The organism is Gymnodinialimonas sp. (assembly GCF_059726805.1).
The window spans coordinates 3,513,146-3,532,789 of sequence record NZ_AP041059.1 but is presented as its reverse complement, the minus strand read 5'-3'; the positions used below and the strand labels follow the sequence as shown (position 1 = coordinate 3,532,789).

The window sequence follows — 19,644 nt, the reverse complement described above, 5'->3', positions numbered from 1 at the left end:
GCCATCCGCATGGGGCACGGCGCCATGACCGACACCTACCCACCAAAAGTCGAACTCAGCTATGGCGTGTCAGGCGTGTTCTCTCTGCTTCGTAAGGCGGCCCGGGATCCCGCCACTGTCATTCCCGCCGAGCTGTTGTCCGTCCCCATCATGTCCGGTCGGCGGATCTGGAAGTGGCATTCCGTTTCCGGCCCCGATGAGTTGGAGTACGTGCTGGCAACCAACGGCGCGAACTACCCGCGATCCAAGGTCATCCACAGCGTCATGGGCCCCGCGATGCGCGATAGTCTGTTTGTGGCAGACGACCAAACCCACCAATGGCAGCGGCGTTCAGTCTTGGCGATGTACAGCGCCAAGCGGTGCAAAGACCACATTCCGTTGTTCAAGGATCTTGTCGCGCACGAGGCCGCCAAACTGCCCGCGCAGAAATTCCTGAGGTTCGACGCCGCCCGCTTCCTGGAAAACATCACCCTGCGCGCCAGCCTTCAAACCGCCTGTGAGAGCTATGATCCGCCTGATCTGCCGGCATTGCGGCGCGCGATGGACGCCTTTAGCGACGCGACTTTGCGCGTCACACCGTCCGATGTCTTCAACCTGCCCATCATCCTTGCGGCATGTTTGAAAAAACGCGGCGCTGGGTCTTTGACGGCGTTGAAGCAGGACCTCTCGGCGCAGATCAATGCACGCGCCGCGACGACATCCGCCAATCATGATGATCTCTTGCAGCATCTTCTGGGGGCCAAGGACCCTGCGACGGGGCGCGTGATGTCCAAGCAGCAGATGCTTGGCAATCTCATGATGATGGTCGTGGCCGGGCACGAGCCGCCTGCCACCGCCTTATCCTGGGCAATTTACCTCTTGGCCACGCATCCTGAGGCACAGGATCGTGCCCGGGCCGAGGTGTTGGAACGCCGGGCCTCGCCCGATGGTGAGGCTCCTTTCGTGAGGGCCGTCATCGAGGAAGCCATGCGCCTCTATCCGGTTGTGCCGATCCTGCTGCGCGACGCACGTGACGCGGATCGGGTGGGCGGTTGCCCTGTCACGGGAGGCAGCTTCATGATCGTGCCGGTTTACGCCATGCACCGCAGTCCCGTGCATTGGCATGACCCCGACAGGTTCAACCCCGAACGTTTTCTTTCCGAGAACGCGCCACGCCGCGCCTTCCTTCCCTTTTCGACCGGCGCGCGTGGTTGCATCGGAAAGACTTTTGCCATGGTCGAAATGCAGGTCGTCTTGTCAGAGTTTTTGACGCGGTTTCGTTTCACCGCGACGCCAGGCAAAGCGCCCGTGCCGCGGACGGCGATGTCCCTGCGACCAAAGGGGGGCGTCTGGATCGAGGCCGAGCGCCTGTGACAGACGCGGCATTCATCGACGTGGATTTCTGGAAGACCAAAGCCGAGCTGGCAGAACGAGAGCTCAGCAAAATTGCCGATGACTTCCGCGCGCTGGAACCCACCCATCCCCATCACATCCACCATCTCTTTGCCGGATTGTACCTTTGTACGACGCGGCGCTGGCTTGCGCGCCTGTCCGAGAGTGCCGACAGCGAATACGCCTACCGCGTTATCTGCCACTTTCTGGATCTTTACAAAGATCATGTTCTTGATCGGTTGAGCCAGCCCTTGGATAGCATCGCCACATATTGGCGGACCTATCACAGGTTGGCCCGCCGCCAGTCTATCAGGTCGCCGATTTCTGCCCATCTGATCCTGATATCCGTCGGTGCAAGGGCGCATACCCACGGCGATCTGGGGCAGGCAATGAACATGGCCGACCAAGACCTTGGCGACCGGATCGACGCGCATGCGTCCGAGCAGGCGGTCCGAATGAAAATTTTCGGGGAGATTTCCGACAAGGCTTTCTTCGAGGCCGCGCTGGATCACGTGGCCGAACAGCACGCCCGGCAAACGGGTTGGCGCCGTATGATCCTGAAGCTGTACCGGGTTGGGCTATATGTGCTGAAACCCATATGGCTTCCGGTGTTCCAACGTTGGCGCCGAACGGGTTACGCCGAAGCGGTGGCTAACGCTCAACCGCGGCATGGGTAGAATGGCGGCGCGGTTTGCTCTTCGGACGTGACGGGGAGCAATCGGATTAGAGGGTGCGTATCGACACTTGCGCACCAACATGTACGTTGTACTGGCAATAGAATTGTTGAAAGCTCCCGCCACCGACGCTGCCAAGGAAACCTTCGCAAGTGCATGACGGCCACGACCACCACGACAACGACCTGAGCGATATTGAGGCCAAGGTTCGCGCGCTTGAAACCATCCTGGTGGAGAAAGGTCTGGTCGACCCGGCAGCCGTCGATGCCGTGATCGAGACCTACGCCCACAAGGTCGGCCCCCAGAACGGCGCACGCGTCGTCGCGAGATCCTGGGTCGATCCCGCGTTCCGGGACTGGTTGGTGGAGGATGCAACAGCGGCGATTGCCTCGCTGGGGTTCGCCGGGCGTCAGGGTGAACATATGAATGCCGTGTTCAACTCGCCCGAGCAGCACAACATCGTCGTCTGCACTCTGTGTTCTTGCTATCCCTGGACGGTCCTTGGGTTGCCTCCGGTCTGGTACAAATCCCCACCCTACAGGTCTCGGGTTGTGTACGAGCCGCGTGCCGTCATGGCGGAGTTTGGGCTGGAATTGCCTGAGACGACCAAGATCCGGGTCTGGGATTCCACCGCAGAGCTGAGGTATCTGGTGATCCCGATGCGACCGGAGGGTACCGACGGTTGGGACGAGGACGCCCTGGCCGCCCTGGTGACGCGCGACAGCATGATCGGCACAGGCGCACCGCGCCCTGCGTCGGGGGCATAGCGCGCCATGGATGGGCCACAGGACCTTGGCGGCAAGATGAACTTCGGGCCTATCGCCCCCGAAGCCGATGAGCCCATCTTTCACCATGATTGGGAGGCCCGCGTTCTGGGCCTGACGATTGCGACAAACGGGCTGGGCCATTGGTCGATTGACGAGGGCCGCCATGCCCGTGAAAGCCTGTCGCCACAGGCCTACTACAGCCTGTCATACTACGAGATCTGGCTTGAAGGCCTAACGGCGCTGCTCAAGAAGCACGGCGAAGTGACGGAGGACGAACTGGCGCAGGGCCGCGCCCTGACGCCCGCCAAGCGGCCTGACAAGAAGGTCACGGGCGCGGCGATGCCGGGTGTCCTCGCCTCGGGCGGGCCATCCCTTCGTCCGTCGACGCAGCCCGCGAAATTCAGCGCGGGTCAGCGCGTGCGCACATGTCGGGCGCATCCTGCCGGTCACACGCGCTTGCCAGCCTACGCGCGCGACAAGGTGGGTGTCATCGAAGCCAGCCGGGGGATGCATGTTTTTCCCGATACCAACGCCCACGGCGAAGGTGAGCAGCCGCAATGGCTCTACACCGTGGTATTCGAAGGGCGCGACCTTTGGGGGGCGGATGCGGAGGCCGGGTTAAGCTGCACCATCGACGCCTGGGAGAGCTACCTTGAACCGGCTTGAAGGCCTAGAGCGTCCGGACGACGGCGCATTCGACGCACCGTGGCAGGCGCAGGTCTTTGCCTTGACGGTTGCGCTGAATGAGGCCGGAAACCTGGCCTGGTCTGACTGGGCAGACGAGCTGTCAGGCCAGCTCCACGCCCCCGATGCAGCCCAGGATGGGTCTGACTACTACATGCGATGGGCGGCAGCGTTGGAGGCCATCCTGGTCTCAACGCAGGTTACGGATGCAGACCAACTGGCGGAAAAAGCCGCCGCCTGGCAGCGCGCCGCGCGCGCAACGCCCCATGGGACCGCCATTAGCCTCGACAACGACCCTGAGGGTTAAGCCCGCCCGCCAAATGGAGGGTACCCCCTTGGCGAGCCCCGCACCTTTGCAAGCACAATACGCTATCCACGAATGGCGCTACTGCGATCAATCGATTTTGGAGGCATCGCGATACATGACGCGGTGGCGGCGCGTCTTGATCCAATCGCGCAAATCATCGTCTGACATGAAGTGCTTTCGATCATACCCGTCCCAATGCATGATTTCGTCCGAGGATCGCCGCCAGCGTTTGTAGGGCTTCTGCGCGGGCGGGCCGAATAGAAAGATGTCCAGCACGGCGATCTCTTCCGGGATGCCCAAAAGCGGGCGCAGCGCCTTCTGCGCCTCTTCCTGGCCGATGGCGGTGACCCACCAGACGTTATACCCCAGCGCGGCGGCGGCAAGATGGGCGGACATCGTCGAGGCCGCCACGGATTGCAGCAAGATCCGCTCGGCGTTCTCGCAGTACATGCGGTCAAGGTCCGAGCCGTCGTTGAGAACCGGGAAGGCATCGACCCAACGCATATCCGAGCAGACCACAATGAACCCGGGCGCCGTCGCGAGGCCGCGATAATCCGGGGTTGGGAACTTCATCTTGGCTTTCGCGCGGAACCGCTGTTCGGCGACGAAGTAATCAGTGATCTGCTGCTTCGCCTCTTGATCGCGCACGATGATGTATTGCCACGGTTGAGCGTTTGCGCCGGAAGGACCGTGGCGCGCGGCTTCCAGGATCATCTCATAATGCTCATCTGGCACGACGTAATCGGCGTCGAACTTCCGCACCGTGACCCGGTTGCGGATCACCTGCATCAAGGCCTCGTAGCGTGTGGTATCGCCGATTTCCGGCAGGTCGATCTCGGCCTCTGCGAGGTCCAGATCGACGGCGGGGGTGGTGTCGGTGTTAGTCATCTTGGCCTCTCAAGTGTTCACGGACCCGCCATCCACCGCGAGGGTTTGGCCAGTCACGAAGTTGCTTTCGTCAGAGCATAGGAAAACCAGGGCCCCGATCAGATCTTCGGGCAGGCCATCGCGTTTCAACGCGCGAGAGGCCAAGACCCGGTCCCGCGTCGCGGCCGCATGTTCTGCGTTCTCAAGGATGCTGGACGATAGCGTCAGGCCCGGCGCCAGCGAGTTGACGCAGACGCCCCGCGGCCCCATTTCACGCGACAGCGTCCGGGTCAGAGCGGTCAGCGCGCCCTTGGAGGCCACGTAATGCGCTATGCCTGGCATGCCTTTCATCACTGTGCCCGAGGTGATGTTGACGATCTTTCCGGCCCCTTGCGCCTCCATCAACGGCCCGATGGCGCGGATCATCCGCCAAGTGCCCCCGATGTTGGTCTGCATCACCTCGTCGAACAGGCCGGGATCAATCTCGTCGTAACGCGCCATGGGCAGGCTGGCATAGAGCGCTGCGTTGTTGATCAGAATGTCGATGGTGCCGAAGCTTTCCTGCGCCGTTTTCGCCACGCGCAACGTATCTTCGGTGCGTGAGATATCGGCTTGCATGACCATCGCGCCTACCGCCTCTGCACTGTGCCCATCGGCAATGTCGGCGACCAAAACCCGCGCGCCTTCGGCAATCAGTGCGCGCGTAAACTCCAACCCCAATCCCTTGGCGCCCCCTGTGACGACCGCGTTCTTGCCGCTCAGTCGTCCCATGCCATCTCGGGTGATGAAGGCGCCTCGGCCAGGGTGTCGGGCTTCACGAATAGATCGCTATAGTTGAGGGCCGCATGGCTATGTTCGCGCATCATGGCCTCGGCACGCGCGACGTCGCGTTTCTTCAGCGCGTCGAAAATGATGACATGTTGGGAATGACCGACGGTCAGGCGCATCCTCTCTCGTTTCGGGTCCGTTGCTTTGAACATCAGCGAGCCAAGCGAAGTCAGGGGCAGCATGGCAATGCGCTCAAACGTGTGGGCGATCAGGTCATTGCCGCAGCCCTTCATGATCGTCTCATGGAACAGAATGTTGGCCTCTTGATAGATTTCCAGATGCGAGGCGACGGGCCCGTTGGCGGCCAACATCTCCTCCGACATCCGGATGGAGCGGCGCAGCCGCGCCTCCACCTCATCGCTCATGCCGGTTTGCGCCATGGTGCCCGCCGCCAAGGCTTCCAAGGCCGCGCGGACGGAGATGGACTTCTCGACATCAGCCGTCGAGATGGACCGGATCGTATAGCCGCGCCCCTGCCGCTTTTCGATCAGGCCCTCGGCCTCAAGTGCTGCCAGAGCGGTGCGCGCGGGCGTGCGCGAGACCCCCAGTTCAGCGGCAATCGCAGCCTCTGAAATCTTCTCAGCCGGCGGGCGATCGCCGCTTAGAATCTGCCGACGTAGGACTGCAAGAACATGTTCGACGCTGGATGCCATATCCGCAGTATCGGATACGAAATGACGCCTGTCGACCGACAAGAACCCCGAAAGTGCAATTTTTTGCTTCCCTTTGTATACGAAGTTGGCCTCTACTAGGGCAGGGTGTCGCACCGGTTCCTTTGGGAGGAGGTGGCCGGAAGCACGCGATGCCACCTATAGGGAGAACTCAATATGCACAGATTAGGAATGCTCACTGCCGCCGCAATGACGCTTGCAACGGTTGCCCCGACAGCACAGGCCGAAGAACTGAGCCTTGCGTATTTCATGGGACCGGGCCATCCGATGAACGCCGCCGTCTTCACACCCTTCGCGGAGGCCTTGGCAGAAGTCTCGGGCGGCGAGTTGACGGTGCAAATGTACCCCGCCGGTGCGTTGAATTCGGCCCCACCGCGCCAGTACGGCATCCTGTTGGATGGCGTGGCCGACATCGCCTTCGCCCTGCCGGGCTATACCGGCGAAGTCTTTCCGATGACCAACGCCATCACGATGCCTGGCGTCTGTGAAAGTGCTGCCGACTGCACGGCGGCCCTGTTGCGCGCCCGCGAGGTGTTGGAGCAGGAATATGATGCAGAAGTTCTGGCAATCTGGGCCAATGCGCCGCCGGTTCTGATCACCCGCGACGTGGCCGTGCGGACCCTGGAAGACCTGGAAGGGCTGCTGGTCCGCGTTACCGCCAGCCAGGATGGCCCGTTTGCCGAAGCGCTGGGCGCCTCTGCCGTCGCGCAACCCGTCACCGTGATCAACCAGAACCTCACCAACGGCGTGATCGACGCCATTGCAGTCGGCCCGTCCGCCATTCCGTCGTTCAACCTCCATGAACCCGCCAACTACGTGACGACCTGGTTCCCGGGCTCCGGGTCCGCCTTCGTGTTGCTGATGAACCGAGAGGTTTATGACGGCATGACAGAAGAACAACAGGGCTGGATCGACGCCGCGGCGAGTGACGCGATCTCAATCTCGGGCGGAGAGTTCTATGACCGCGCGGGTATGCGCGGGTTGCAGATGGCCGAAGAGGCAGGCGTTGAGCTGATCGACATCCCCGAGGAAGAGCGCGAGCGTTGGAACGCGGCCATCGCCGACTTGCTGGAAGAAACGCGGGCGCAGGACGCAGGCCCCATGACAATGGGCGAGGTCATGGACCTGATGATGTCCGACGGCTGAGCCCGCGTGTCGCGCGAAACGCCAAAGGCCCTTGCGTGGGCCGATCGCCAGCTCGGTCGATTGACCGGGCTGGTGGCCGTCGTCGGGGCGATTGCGGTCTTCGCCCTGATGATGATCACGCTGATTGCGGTGATCTGGCGCTACGCCTTGAATAACCCGATTTTCGGGATCAGCGATATCTCGACCATGACACTGATCATCGTGGCGGGGGCGTCGGTTTGCTATGGGGCGCGGCAGGGCGCCCATGTGTCGGTCAACGTGATCAGCATGGTCGCAGGCCGAAGGGTCACACGCTTCACCGACGCTTTGATGCGGCTGCTGTCTTTCGGCATACTTGCCCTGGCGAGCTATGCGCTGGCCTCAAAAGCGTGCGGGGCCGCGCGGGCGTGCTTGACCAGCAACATGGCGATTGAGCACGCACCGTTCTACTACTTCCTCTCGGCCATGATGGGCCTCTTCGCCCTGCAGGTCTTGCTGCAATTGATCGTAGGTCTGGCCCATTTCGACGGCGATGATCCCAACGAGTTGCCTGACTGATGGACGGGAGCCTGATCGCCCTCTTTGGCTTCATTGCGCTGTTTGCGCTGCTGGTCATCCGTATGCCAGTGGGCATCTCTTTGATGCTTGTGGGGTTTGTCGGGATCTACGTGATCCGCCAACGTGCCGCGATCCCGAAGCTGGCGGGTGAAATCTTCAATGAAGCGTCAAACTACCCGCTGACCATCATTCCCCTGTTCGTTCTGATGGGGAACCTTGTGGGCGTCTCGGGCATGAGCCGGGACCTCTATTCGGCCGCCCATGCCTGGTTGGGCCACCTCAAAGGCGGGCTCGCGTCCGCGACGATTGTGGGCTGCGCGGGCTTCTCGGCCCTGTCGGGGTCCTCGCTGGCCGCCGCCTTGACGATGGGCCGTGTCAGCCTGCCGGAAATGCAGCGCTACAAATACGACAACGGCTTGGCGACCGGCGCGATTGCGGCGGGCGGTACTCTCGGCATCCTGATCCCGCCCTCGGCGGGCTTCGTGATCTACGCGATCTTGACCGAGGAAAGCATCGGACAGTTGTTCATGGCGGGCGTGATCCCGGGCCTGATGCTGACGACGCTGTTCATTATCGCGATCTGGATCGTTGTGCTGCGCAACCCCGAAAAAGCCCCCAGCATGGCCGAGGCCGTTCCCTTGCCGCAGCGGTTCCGGGCCATGGGCCGCGCGTCCGCCATCGTCAGCATCATCGTGATCACCATCGGCGGCATTTACTTGGGTGTCTTCTCTGCTGTCGAAGCGGCAGGCGTCGGCGCGGCGCTCGCGTTCGTCATCACCTACTTCCGGGGTCAGCTGACCCGCGCCAATCTGGTGGACGTCTTCACCAGCACCCTGAAGTCCACTGGAACCGTCTTCCTGATCCTCTTTGGCGCCTTCGTCTTCAAAAGCTTCATCGGGTTTTCCGGTGTGACCTACGATCTGTCCCTCTGGGTCGAGGCGCAGGGATTTACCGGCATTCAGGTCGTCCTGATGTTCCTGCTGATCTTCATTGTCCTGGGCATGTTCATGGACGGCTTCGCGATCCTGGTCCTAACGGTGCCGTTGGTCCAGCCGATCATCGAGCCGCTCGGCATCGACATGATCTGGTTCGGTGTTCTGATGGTGATTTGCCTGGAAATGGGTCTCATCTCCCCGCCGGTGGGCGTTAACGTTTTCGTCGTCAAGGGCATTGCGCCGGGGGTGCCGCTCAACACCATATTCCGCGGCATCTGGCCCTTCTGGTTCGCCATGCTGTTCGCGGTGATCGCCATCGTTTTATTCCCGCAAATCGCGCTGTTCCTACCCGAGACGATGTTCGGTTAGCGGCGCGTTCTGATAAGGAGTCCTCCCATGCACCTGGGTGAAAACATCATCGCCGCCAGTGGCATCACGCCTTTCTTCAAGGTCGCCAATGCAGGCGACGTGGGCCTAACAGCGCCGGAAAATCGCAAAGGCGATGCGGTTCGGTGTTGGGTGCGGTCGCTGTCGGGCTTCCAGAAAGAGGCCTTGGTGATCTCTGCGCGCAGCGGTCTGATGTGGCGGCTGGTGTCCGATGAGGGGGCGTATCTGAACGGCTACGATGAGGCCCCATGCCCGTTGGCGTTCCTGACGACGGGCATGATCTCCAGCTACATGAACGAGATCACGGCGCTCGCCGCGCAGCAGGGGGCCCAGCTGCGCAAGCTGCGGATCATCCAGGACAATTTCTACACGATGAAGGGCTCCATGCGGAACCGCACGATGACGGGCGGCGCCCTGCCGGTGGAGCTGGAAGTGGAGGTAGAGTGCGATCTGGACGACGCCGCGCTGTCGGAACTGCTGGCCAACGCCGTCCACGCCTCGCCCCTGAACGGCTTGATGCGGGGGAAGCTGCCAAGCCTGTTCACGCTCACCAAGAATGGTGATCCGGTGAGAACGGCCGAGGCGGAGCAATTGGACGATGCGCCCGTGCCCGATCCCTCGGGCGCTGATCCGGTGGCTGCTGCGACCGAAGAGGTTCTGATCGAAAGGCTCGGCATGACACCCAAGAAGGCCGTGCAGGGCGGCACCGCCGGGGCGGCAACGAGCCTCACCGATGAGCAGGACCGAACGCTTAACCCCGGTGCGATCTGCACCCTGCGCGAGGACGGCGTGAAGGTGATCGAGCAGCGTCTCTATAGCCCCCACGGCAGCATCTTCCGGTTCCTCAGTGATGAGGCGCCGGGGGCGGGTGGGCAGGGCAGGGCGCCGGATGCCGTCAGCTTCATCTCTGCCGGGATTGGCTTTTGTTTCATGACGCAGTTCGGGCGCATGGCCTCGATGGAGAAGCTGGATTTGCCGCGCTATTCCATCGTGCAGGATGCGCATTTCTCTCTTGGGGGCGCCTCGGGCGGGACGGGGCAGGCGGGCACCGCCGACCCGATTGAAACCCACGTGCATCTGATCACGGGCGAAAGCGACGCCATCGCCCGCGACATGTTGGATGTGTCCGAGCGGACGTGTTTCCTGCATGCGTTCTGCCGCACGGACCTGAAGACCAAGCTGAAGATCACGCGGGTCTAGCCGCCCATGGCCATCCTCAAAACGGCGGTGGGGTCGTCGCAGCTGTCCCCGGCCCAAGCCACAAAGCCATCGGGCCGCACAAGAATTGCGCGGGCGCCGTAGTCGCGCCGCTCGCCCGCGTCGCTATCGGTGACGACGGTCACGGGTAGATCCGCCATTGCGCGGGCGATGTCCGGCGCGTCGAAGGCAAACACAGTGAAGCCGTCGCCCAAGGCCTGATAGGTCGTGCGCCCATCTGACAGGGCGCGGGGTGCTAGGTGGTGGCCCGCGCGGGCCTCGAACCGGTGATCGCCCTTGGCACTTGGTTGACCGTCGCCCGCAACAATGGGCGATCCCTCGTAGTTTGGCTCGAAGCTCACAATCTCGGACGCGCCTTCGGGCCGTGCGAACCATGCCTTGCGAAACGCCTCTTCGTCGCGCTCGGGCGCATAGGCCTCAAGAAACGCGCGGTCTTCCTCGATGAACTTTTCGATGAAATCACGCGCGGTCGATGCGAAGACGGGGCGGCGTTCAGCGTCGTAGCTGTCAAGCAGCGCCGGATCGGCCTGACCCTCCAAGACAGCGGCCAGCTTCCAGCCGAGGTTGCGCGCATCCTCAAACCCGGTGTTGATCCCGTAGCCGCCATAGGGCGGGTGCGAATGGGCGGCGTCGCCCGCCACGAACGCCCGACCTTTGGAGTAGGTATCGGCGAGTGCCACCCGGAGATCCCAAAACCCCTTGTGCGTGACCTCAAGATCGAACGCGCAACCGACGGCGCGGTGCATGAACGCTTCGGCGTCGAAGCTGTCTTCCGTCGTGCCGTCTGGCACCGGTGCGTGGAAGAACCACTCGCGGCCCAGATCCACACGACCCAGAAACAGCCAATAGCCGTTCAGGTCCGGGCTGATGGCGTTGTAAAAAGACTTCTCGGCATAGCGCTCCCCCAGAAGGTCGTGCAGCTCAGTCGAGTTGAACACCAAAAGCGCCATGCGCCTGTCGTGGTCTGACATCGTCTGGGTGATCCCGGCGGCGTCCCGAAACGCGGAACGGCTGCCGTCGCAGCCGACGGCGTATCGCGCGGTCAGGGTCTGGGTGGCGGCCCCGCGATGCTCCTTAATCTCAATTGTCACGCTGCCCTCGTCTTGCGACAAAGCCGCGAAGGACCATCCATAAAGCGTTGTAATCTCGGGGATCTCTGCGGCGCGGGCGCGCAAAACGGCCTCGGTCTCATATTGCGGCAAGCGGTCGAGCGTTTGGCCGTAAAATGGCTGGACTTTCTCGCGCGGGAACCAATCGTAGTGGTAGTCGCTGAGCAGTGCGCCGTAGGTCACAAGCCCGCCGTTGGCAACGCCGCGCGGAACGACGCGGGCGGCGCGCAGGGCGGGCTCACACCCCCAGGCGTCCATGCTTTCGAGTGTCCGTTGCGTCAGGTTCTGGCCTTTCGGCACGCGCTGCGGCTGCGCATATCGCTCGACGACCGCAACGCGCACCCCGCGCTGCCCCAATTCAATCGCAAGGCCCATGCCAACCGGACCGCCGCCGACGATGACAACGTCAAAGTTCGTCATATCGTGCCCTGTTCCATGAAGATGTGCTTGGTCTCCAGGAAGTCGCTTAGGCCCTCTGGCCCGTGCAGGCGACCCAGTCCGGATTGCCCGTACCCGCCAGTTTCGGCTTCTGCGAAAAGCCGCAGATGGGCGTTGATCCAGACCGTGCCAGCGCGGATCGCGCGGGACATGCGCATGGCGCGGGCGTGGTCGCGGGTGAAGACGGAGGCTGCCAAACCGTAGACCGTGGCGTTGGCCTTCGCGATGGCTTCCGCCTCATCCGCGAATGTCTCTAGCGAGATGATGGGGCCAAACAGCTCTTCTTGCACAAGGGATGACGTGACATCGTCGATGCCAAAGAGGGTTGGCGTCAGGAAGGCCCCACTATCGAGCGCGCCGCCCTTCAGCAGCATCCGGCCTTCATCGCCCGCCTGTTCGATCAGCCGCATCAGGCGCGCCTGATTGGCAGTGTCGATCAATGCCCCCATCTGGCTGGTGGGGTCCGCGCCGGGACCAACGCGCACCGCCTTCAGGGCGTTCGTCATGCGCGCCGCGAAGTCTTCCGCGATGCTGTCGTGGACCAGAAACCGCGCGGCGGCAGCGCACATCTGCCCGGCGATTGCCAAGGATCCATGGGTCAGTTGCGCCACGGCCAGGTCCAGGTCGGCATCCTCGAACAGAACCGAGGGGGCCTTGCCGCCCAACTCCAACCCCACGCGTTTCAGGGTGCTGGCCGCGCCTTCCATGATCTTGCGGCCGGTGGCGCTAGAGCCGGTGAAACTGATGACATCAATGTCGGGCGAGGCGACCATGGTTTGCCCCACCTCGATCCCATTCTCATTGATGGAATTCACCACCCCGGCGGGCAAGGACGGGCACTCTGCCAAGCATTGCATGATGCGGGCATGGACCAAAGGGGTCTGGGCGGCGGGTTTCAGGACCGCCGTGCAGCCCGCTGCCAAGGCGGGCGCGAGAGAGCGGACCAGAAGTGTCACTGGCGCGTTCCAGGGCACGATGATCCCCGCCACGCCCGCGGCCTCGCGGTGGAACAGGGACATCTGGCCGGGCATCATTTCCTGCATCGACCCGCGAATGTTACGCGCAAGGCCCGCGTAGTACCGGCTTTCGGAGATGCCGGCCATCGTCTCGCCGATGGCCTCGGCTCGCAGTTTGCCGTTCTCGGCCACCACAAGATCTGCGATCTCGTCCTTCGCGGCGCTCAGGCGATCTGCGAATTCCAGAAGGACCGTCGCGCGCAGGCGCGGGGATGCGGCCCAGGTGCCTTCTTCGAATGCGGCGCGTGCGGCGGATGTAGCTTCTTGCGCAAGTGTGGCGTTGCCCGGCACATAGGTGCCAACGGACGTGCCGTCGGCGGGATTGAGGCTTGTGACAGGAGGGCCGCCATCGTCACGCCAAACGCCTGCAATGTAGTGCTTTGCCAAGTTTCCCATGGATGCCCCCCGTGTGGATAGTCTTGCTCAAGGCGCGGGCCACGTCCACCCTTGGGGGTTCTTCGTGGCGTCCAAAGGAGGAACTAGCCACGGCAGCGAGAGTTACACGCGGTGCTTCGTGCGGAAGCGATACAGCGCATTATACTGGGACGAACAAAGGGCGCCGAATCGTAAGATCCGACGCCCTTCCAGGTCACTCAATGTGCCGTGCGGGAGCAGCTCAGTTCAGGGTCGCGTCGAACAGGTAGACCTTTTCATCCGGACGCGGGGTCCAGTTCACGCGGTTGCTGACGCCGTAGAAGTCCGGCTGGAAGTAGAGGTGGAGCCAGGGGCCATCGTCGTAGAAGACCTGAAGCATCTCATCCACGATCTGGCGGGTTTCCTCCTCGGTCTCGGCCGCCGCGATGTCTGCCCAACGGTCGAACCAGCGTGGGTCATCCCAGTGGGTGTAGTTGGTGCCCGAGTCGACAGCGGCCAAGTCGGTCATGTCGTAAAGCGGGCTCCAGAGGGCGCCACCCGATCCGATGAAGTAGAGCGGGCCTGCGTTCCGCTCCCGGATGATTGGGATGTAGACGCTGGACCATTCCATGATCTGCAGATCCACATCCAGACCCACATCCCCCAGCATCTGGGCGATTGCCTGCACGACGTTTGCGTCGTTTAGGTAACGGCCCTGACCAGCCTGGAACGCGATGGAGAAGCGAATGCCATCGTCACCCCGGGGCCAACCGGCCTCATCCAGAAGGCGCTCGGCTTCTTCCGGATCGTAGGGATAGGGCTCCAGGCTCTGGTTGGCGTTGGGCGGGTTCACGATGCCGGTCATCCGCTCACACTCGAAGTTCAGAAGCTGGCTGCAGATCGCAGGTACGTTGACCGCGTATTGCAGCGCGCGGCGCACGGCGGGATCCTGGATCGCGTCGCCACCGGGCTCTTGCGCCATCGTCTCGGACAGGTTGAAGCCCACGTACATCCGCCGCGTTCCCTGAATGGGGTTCACTTCGGCCACGCCGGACGCGTTGATGACGTCCATCTGATCGGGCGCCACGTTGGTGATGATGTCCACGTTGCCCGCCATCAGCTCGGCCGAGCGGGTGGAGGCCTCGGGAATGATCCGCCAGATGATGTTCTGCACGCCGACATCGGCGCCTTCAACGGCTTCCATGCGCACTTCAGATCCACGGCGCCATTCGGTCAGGCGGTAGGGGCCCGACCCGATGGGGTTGCTGGCAGCCTCGTCCAGCGTCATCGCCTCATAGCTGTCCATGCAATGGATCATCACTTCGGCAATCAGACCGAAGGCAATCGGGTTCGGCGCGCCGATGTTGACCTGCACGCGCAACTCATCCAACGCCTCCGCGCTTTGGAAATCGATGGAGCTGAAGACGAAACCCGGCGTATTGCCGGTGAAAGCGTTTTCCGGATCAGCCGCGCGGTTGAACGAATAGGCGGCGTCTTCGGCGGTCAGCGCTTCCCCGTCATGGCACGTCAACCCCTCGTTGAGCGTATAGATATAGCCCAAGCCATCTTCGGTGATCTCAAGATTGTTGGCGAGGTCGGGCTGCGCCACGCCGTCGCCGTCCATTGTGAACAAGGTCCCAAAAAGGTGGCGCGCGATGTTGGAGTTGTCGCGCGATGAGATCGGAGCAGGGTCAAGCGTCGTGATGTCGGCGCTGAGCCCGACGACAATCGTGTCATCGGCTTGCGCATAGGCCCCCGCCGTCAAAGCAAGGCTGGCAGCGCTGGCTGCAAGCATGTGGTGTAGTCTTGGCATTAGCTTTCCTTTCACCTGTTGGATGGTCTTCGGGGACTGTGTTTGATTTTGTCGTATCGTGTTTTCAGTCCGGGTTATCGTAACCCCGAAGTCATCCAATCGGCGGCAGGCGCGCTATGTACGTCTTCGTCGGCTACAGAGCTTCAACAATGGACGCCGGGTCAAAGGCGGCCAGGATGCGGGTGTGGTCAGAGATCAGCTTGATGGCCCGCTCCGCATCGCCATCGGCCAGGGCCTGGACAATGGGCGGGTGGTTGCTTGCGACCTCTGACAGGTTGCGTTCGTCGCGGTTGCGCAGGGCCATGATCTGATGGATGCGCAGGTAAAGGCTTTTCCAGGACGCCAGCAGAAGGTCATGATCAGCCAGACGGATCAGCGCGTGGTGGAAGGCTTCGTCGGCAGCAACAAGGCCCGCAAAGTCATCCGCTTCGGCGGCTGCGGTCATCTCGTCACAATGGGTGCGGAGGGCATCGAGGGGCGCGCCGTTCTCCAGGATCCGGTGCACGGCCATGACTTCAAACACTTCGCGAAGGGAATAGGTCTCTTCCACTTCGCGGGCCGTCAATGGCTTCACACGCTTGCCTTTGTAGGCGATGGTCTCAACCAGGCCGTCGTTCTCCAGGATCTGGATCGCCTCTCGGATGGGCGCGCGGGACACGTTCATTTGCTCGGCCAGGGCCGTCTCTACCAATCCGGTGCCGGGCTTCAACCGTCCGCTCAGGATGGCGCTGCGCAATCTGTCGGCGACCTGCACCCTCAGGGGCACATTCTCGATCGGTTGCATGTCGTGGGGCATGGGAGCGGCAAAGGCCGCCTTAGCTGTCGTCATGGTAGTGGTCCTCTTAGGCAATCACGCTTTGCCTGCCGGGCCGCAGCAGCGGAAGACGTGTCAAAAACACGCCCGACAGGAAATTGGCGATACTTAAGGGAACCGTTGAAGGTTGGCGCAACTGCAATCAGCAAGGCGCAGGTCGATTGGATACAATCCGTGACAATTGAGGGCCCCGGAATGGGTCGTCTGGAGGTTGTGTGTTGTCGACAATCCATAAGTGGACAATGAGGCAGGGGTTAAAGCCTTGTCAAGGATTCATGGGGAGGGACCAGGCAAGCCTGACGCGGGGTGCGGAAATCGCTGGATTTTTAGGCGAGGGCCTAGGCGCGAAATTCGCGTTGCGCGGCTGCTATGTCGTGTGGATGCACGCGCTGGTGTGATCGTCGCCCACCGATTTAAGCTCGGGGATCACCTGCGCACACTCGGGCGTGGAGATAGGGCACCGGGTGCGGAAGACACAGCCCGAGGGCGGGTTGATCGGGCTGGGGATGTCCCCTTTCAGGATCACGCGGTCGCGGCGTTTGCCTGGCTCTGGAATGGGCACCGCTGACAGCAGCGCCTTGGTATAGGGGTGATTGGGGCGCGCGTAGAGGTCGGCCACCGTCGCGATTTCCATCACACGGCCCAGATACATGACGATCACCCGGTCGCAGATATGCTCCACTACGCCGAGGTCATGGGCAATGAACAGCATGGTGAGGTTGAGATCCGTCTTCAGGTCTTCCAGCAAGTTGATCACTTGCGCCTGGATCGACACGTCGAGCGCTGACACAGGTTCATCCGCCACGATGAACTCGGGCTCCACCGCCAGGGCTCGCGCGATTCCGATCCGTTGCCTCTGACCGCCGGAGAACTCGTGGGGGAAACGATCAAGGTGTTCGCGTGACAGGCCGACCTTTTCCAGCAACCCGGCGGCACGATCTTCGTGCTCGGATGGCGTGCCGATCTTATGAAGGCGCAGAGGATGGGTCAGGATATCGCGCACTTTGCTGCGCGGGTTAAGGCTGGCGAAGGGGTCCTGGAAGATGATCTGCATCCGTTTGCGATAGGCGCGCATGTCCGTGGCGTTCAGGCCCATCACATCGGTTCCGTCAAAACGCACCCCGCCGCTTGTCGCCTGTTCCAGCCGCAGCAGTGTCCGCCCCACAGTGGTCTTGCCCGAGCCGCTTTCCCCGACCAGCCCCACGACTTCGCCGGCGTTGATCGTGAACGAGATATCGTCGACGGCCTTCACGTTGTTGACCACCCGCTGCAGCACACCGCCATGGATGGGGAAGAACTTGCGCAGGTTCTCGATCTGCAACAGCGGGGTCGGGGCGCTCATGACGCGCGCCTCTCAGAAAGGTTGAGGTCCCTCCAGCGGCTGCAACGGATGAAATGACCGTCAGCGGCAGCTTCCAGGGCGGGCGTGGCGGCGGTACAGACCTCGGTCGCGTGAGCACAACGGGGATTGAAGCGGCAGCCTTGCGGCAGGCTGGTCAACGCGGGCACCGTGCCGGGGATCGCTTCGAGGCGCGTCTTGTTGACGGAAGATCCGAGCCGCGGGATCGAGTTCATCAGGCCAGCGGTATAGGGCATGCGCGGATTGCGGAAGATGTCTTCGACGCTTGCGGTTTCCACGACTTGAGCGGCGTACATCACGACGACGCGGTCGGCGACTTCGGCCACCACCCCCAGATCGTGGGTGATGAAAATGATCGCCATACCCAGTTTTTTCTGCAGGTCGGCCATCAGCTCCAGCATCTGCGCTTGAATGGTGACGTCCAGCGCTGTCGTCGGCTCATCCGCGATCAGGATGCGTGGCTCGCAGGCCAGCGCCATGGCGATCATCGCCCGTTGACGCATGCCGCCGGACATCTCATGGGGGTAATTGTCGACGCGGGTGTTGGGCTCGGGGATGCCGACAAGGTCCAGCATCTCGATGGCGCGGGAGCGCGCCTTGGCGTTGGACAGGCCCTCATGGCGAATGACCATTTCAGCGATCTGCTGTCCGACGGTATGGACGGGGTTGAGGCTTGTCATCGGCTCTTGAAAGATCATCCCGATCTCTTTGCCACGAATTTCGCGCATCTCTGTGTCGCTCAGGGTCGTAATCTCGCGCCCATACAACTTGATGCTGCCGCCCGAGACCCGTCCGACGTCCTTTGGCAGCAGCCCCATGATCGACAGGCTGGTTACAGATTTGCCGGATCCACTTTCGCCCACAATCGCCAGCGTCTCACCTGCATGGACGTCAAAACTGACGCCATCGACGGCGCGCACGGATAGGGTTTTGCTGATGTCGAACGTCGTTTGAAGGTCGCGGACTTCCAGCAAGGGCGTGCCGTTGGGTGGATCCTGCGCGTCACTTGGCATGGCGGAGGTCCTTGCCGGGGTGTACGCCAACACCTGCCCACGTCCATGCGCGTTCTGCTAGGTTTTTCATCACCGCCGCCCCTTGGTCGTGCGTGGCAGATCTATGCCCCCGTTGGCGTCCCGCCGCCCGATTTGCGCGCTTGACGCATTGGCATCTGCATGGTTTGATTGTTCTACTGTCGACAATCTATAATCCACTTTGGGAGAACATCGAATTGATTGTCAAGCATCCCGGACAGGCCACTTGGAAAATGCCCTTTGCGACGATGGCGCCGACGTCGTTCGCCCCGGTGTGATGATAATTTGCGCAATGATCGCATACGGCGACTCCATTGCAAACGGGGAGGCGCGCTGACATGTGGACGTTCCTTGCCCGACGCCTGCTGCAAAGCATCATCGTTCTGATCGGCGTCACGCTGATCAGCTTCGTGTCGCTACAGATCGGCGGCGATCCGACGTATTTGTTCGTTTCCGAGAATGCCAGCACCGAAGAGATCGAGGCCGCGCGCATTGCGTTGGGCTTCGACAGGCCGCTGCACATTCAGTATCTCAGTTATATCTGGAACGTTCTACAGGGTGATTTCGGCAATTCACTCAGCTACCGCCAGCCCGCCATGGAGGTGGTGTTGGAGGCGATGCCCGCCACGATCGAGCTGACGTTCTTCTCGCTCGTTCTGGCCATTGGTCTGTCGATCCCGCTGGGCATCTACGCTGCCCTCAAACGCGGCAAACCTGTGGATGGCGGCATCATGACGCTCGCGATGCTGGGCCAGTCGATCCCGAATTTCTGGATGGGAATCATGATGTTCCTGTTCTTTGGCCTCTATCTGGGGTGGTTCCCGATATCAGGCAACGTACCGTTTCTGGAGCCGCTTTTTGAGGGCGAGTTTCGAGAGGCGTTCGGCAATCTTCCCGGCACCATCCACCATATGGTCCTGCCTGCGTTGGCGGTGGGCACCTACACGCTGGCGCGCAATGCCCGCCTTGTGCGGTCGTCGATGCTGGAAGTGCTGCAACAGGACTACGTGCGCACCGCGCGCTCCAAAGGCATTTCCGAGACGCGCGTCGTCGTGAACCACGCCATGCGCAACGCCTGGTTGCCGGTGGTCACGATGATCGGGTTGGAGTTCGGCTTTCTTCTGGGCGGCGTCGTGGTGGTTGAAACGGTCTTCTCCTACCCCGGCATTGGCCGCCTGGTCTTCAACGCGATCAACCAGCGCGACATTCCCGTTGTGCAAGCCTCGGTCATCTTGCTGGCGGTGATCTTCATTCTGCTGAACCTGATCGTCGATCTGATCTATGCGCGGCTTGATCCGCGCGTGAAACTGTAGGGGC

At 62.0% G+C, this 19,644-nt stretch carries 19 protein-coding genes; 10 read left to right on the top strand and 9 right to left on the bottom strand.

What is annotated here, in order from left to right:
- Positions 1-24 precede the first annotated feature (24 nt).
- From AC6I9R_RS17175 to AC6I9R_RS17155, 5 genes are all read left to right on the top strand, one after another.
- Positions 25-1,353 carry a cytochrome P450 gene (locus tag AC6I9R_RS17175; RefSeq protein WP_461427253.1) on the top strand — a complete coding sequence of 443 codons (1,329 nt, stop codon included), beginning with the start codon at positions 25-27 and terminating at the stop codon, positions 1,351-1,353.
- Between the two features lie 20 nt (positions 1,354-1,373).
- Positions 1,374-2,048 carry a hypothetical protein gene (locus tag AC6I9R_RS17170; protein ID WP_461427254.1) on the top strand — a complete coding sequence of 225 codons (675 nt, stop codon included), beginning with the start codon at positions 1,374-1,376 and terminating at the stop codon, positions 2,046-2,048.
- 149 nt (positions 2,049-2,197) lie between these two features.
- Complete coding sequence (gene nthA, locus AC6I9R_RS17165) at positions 2,198-2,812, top strand: nitrile hydratase subunit alpha (RefSeq protein ID WP_461427255.1); 615 nt, start codon at positions 2,198-2,200, stop codon at positions 2,810-2,812.
- A 6-nt stretch (positions 2,813-2,818) separates the two neighbouring features.
- On the top strand, positions 2,819-3,478 hold the full coding sequence (gene nthB, locus AC6I9R_RS17160) for a nitrile hydratase subunit beta (RefSeq protein WP_461427256.1): 660 nt from the start codon (positions 2,819-2,821) through the stop codon (positions 3,476-3,478).
- On the top strand, positions 3,465-3,803 hold the full coding sequence (locus tag AC6I9R_RS17155; protein WP_461427257.1) for a nitrile hydratase accessory protein: 339 nt from the start codon (positions 3,465-3,467) through the stop codon (positions 3,801-3,803). Before nthB ends, AC6I9R_RS17155 begins: the two co-directional genes overlap by 14 nt.
- An 87-nt stretch (positions 3,804-3,890) precedes the next feature.
- Here AC6I9R_RS17155 and AC6I9R_RS17150 read toward each other — a convergent pair whose 3' ends face one another.
- Genes AC6I9R_RS17150 through AC6I9R_RS17140 form a run of 3 tightly spaced genes read right to left on the bottom strand, consistent with a single transcriptional unit; the run spans position 3,891 to position 6,151 of the window.
- Positions 3,891-4,691, bottom strand: a complete 801-nt coding sequence (locus AC6I9R_RS17150) for a nitroreductase family protein (RefSeq protein ID WP_461427258.1) — start codon at positions 4,689-4,691, stop codon at positions 3,891-3,893.
- A 9-nt stretch (positions 4,692-4,700) separates the two neighbouring features.
- A complete protein-coding gene (locus tag AC6I9R_RS17145; RefSeq protein ID WP_461427259.1) occupies positions 4,701-5,441 on the bottom strand; it encodes an SDR family NAD(P)-dependent oxidoreductase in 741 nt (246 codons plus the stop codon).
- Entirely contained in the window at positions 5,429-6,151 is a 723-nt protein-coding gene (locus tag AC6I9R_RS17140; RefSeq protein ID WP_461427260.1) for a GntR family transcriptional regulator, read from the bottom strand. The genes AC6I9R_RS17145 and AC6I9R_RS17140 overlap by 13 nt, the downstream gene beginning before the upstream one ends.
- Positions 6,152-6,325: 174 nt before the next feature.
- Here AC6I9R_RS17140 and AC6I9R_RS17135 point away from each other — a divergent pair, with 174 nt between their 5' ends.
- The 4 genes from AC6I9R_RS17135 (at position 6,326) to AC6I9R_RS17120 (ending at position 10,374) form a co-directional block, all read left to right on the top strand.
- Positions 6,326-7,315: a TRAP transporter substrate-binding protein gene (locus tag AC6I9R_RS17135; protein ID WP_461427261.1), complete on the top strand. Its 990-nt coding sequence runs from the start codon at positions 6,326-6,328 to the stop codon at positions 7,313-7,315.
- Positions 7,316-7,387: 72 nt separating this feature from the next.
- On the top strand, positions 7,388-7,852 hold the full coding sequence (locus tag AC6I9R_RS17130; protein ID WP_461427262.1) for a TRAP transporter small permease: 465 nt from the start codon (positions 7,388-7,390) through the stop codon (positions 7,850-7,852).
- Positions 7,852-9,156, top strand: coding sequence for a TRAP transporter large permease (locus AC6I9R_RS17125; protein ID WP_461427263.1), 1,305 nt, complete (start codon positions 7,852-7,854; stop codon positions 9,154-9,156). The genes AC6I9R_RS17130 and AC6I9R_RS17125 overlap by 1 nt, the downstream gene beginning before the upstream one ends.
- 27 nt (positions 9,157-9,183) lie before the next feature.
- Positions 9,184-10,374, top strand: a complete 1,191-nt coding sequence (locus AC6I9R_RS17120) for an OsmC family protein (RefSeq protein WP_461427264.1) — start codon at positions 9,184-9,186, stop codon at positions 10,372-10,374.
- Here AC6I9R_RS17120 and AC6I9R_RS17115 read toward each other — a convergent pair.
- The 6 genes from AC6I9R_RS17115 to AC6I9R_RS17090 form a co-directional block, all read right to left on the bottom strand.
- The gene (locus AC6I9R_RS17115) at positions 10,371-11,921 is read right to left on the bottom strand and encodes an FAD-dependent monooxygenase (protein WP_461427265.1); all 1,551 of its coding nucleotides are present in this window, start codon (positions 11,919-11,921) and stop codon (positions 10,371-10,373) included. The genes AC6I9R_RS17120 and AC6I9R_RS17115 overlap by 4 nt on opposite strands.
- Positions 11,918-13,351, bottom strand: coding sequence for an aldehyde dehydrogenase family protein (locus tag AC6I9R_RS17110; RefSeq protein ID WP_461427266.1), 1,434 nt, complete (start codon positions 13,349-13,351; stop codon positions 11,918-11,920). The genes AC6I9R_RS17115 and AC6I9R_RS17110 overlap by 4 nt, the downstream gene beginning before the upstream one ends.
- Positions 13,352-13,571: 220 nt before the next feature.
- Positions 13,572-15,104: an ABC transporter substrate-binding protein gene (locus tag AC6I9R_RS17105; RefSeq protein WP_461427267.1), complete on the bottom strand. Its 1,533-nt coding sequence runs from the start codon at positions 15,102-15,104 to the stop codon at positions 13,572-13,574.
- 151 nt (positions 15,105-15,255) lie between these two features.
- Positions 15,256-15,951, bottom strand: a complete 696-nt coding sequence (locus AC6I9R_RS17100) for a GntR family transcriptional regulator (protein ID WP_461427268.1) — start codon at positions 15,949-15,951, stop codon at positions 15,256-15,258.
- A 352-nt stretch (positions 15,952-16,303) separates the two neighbouring features.
- Positions 16,304-17,278 carry an ABC transporter ATP-binding protein gene (locus tag AC6I9R_RS17095; RefSeq protein WP_461427269.1) on the bottom strand — a complete coding sequence of 325 codons (975 nt, stop codon included), beginning with the start codon at positions 17,276-17,278 and terminating at the stop codon, positions 16,304-16,306.
- On the bottom strand, positions 17,275-18,309 hold the full coding sequence (locus AC6I9R_RS17090; protein ID WP_461427270.1) for an ABC transporter ATP-binding protein: 1,035 nt from the start codon (positions 18,307-18,309) through the stop codon (positions 17,275-17,277). Before AC6I9R_RS17090 ends, AC6I9R_RS17095 begins: the two co-directional genes overlap by 4 nt.
- A gap of 356 nt (positions 18,310-18,665) precedes the next feature.
- On the opposite strand from AC6I9R_RS17090, the gene AC6I9R_RS17085 reads away from it, so the two are divergent.
- Positions 18,666-19,640, top strand: a complete 975-nt coding sequence (locus AC6I9R_RS17085; protein WP_461427271.1) for an ABC transporter permease — start codon at positions 18,666-18,668, stop codon at positions 19,638-19,640.
- Positions 19,641-19,644 lie beyond the last annotated feature (4 nt).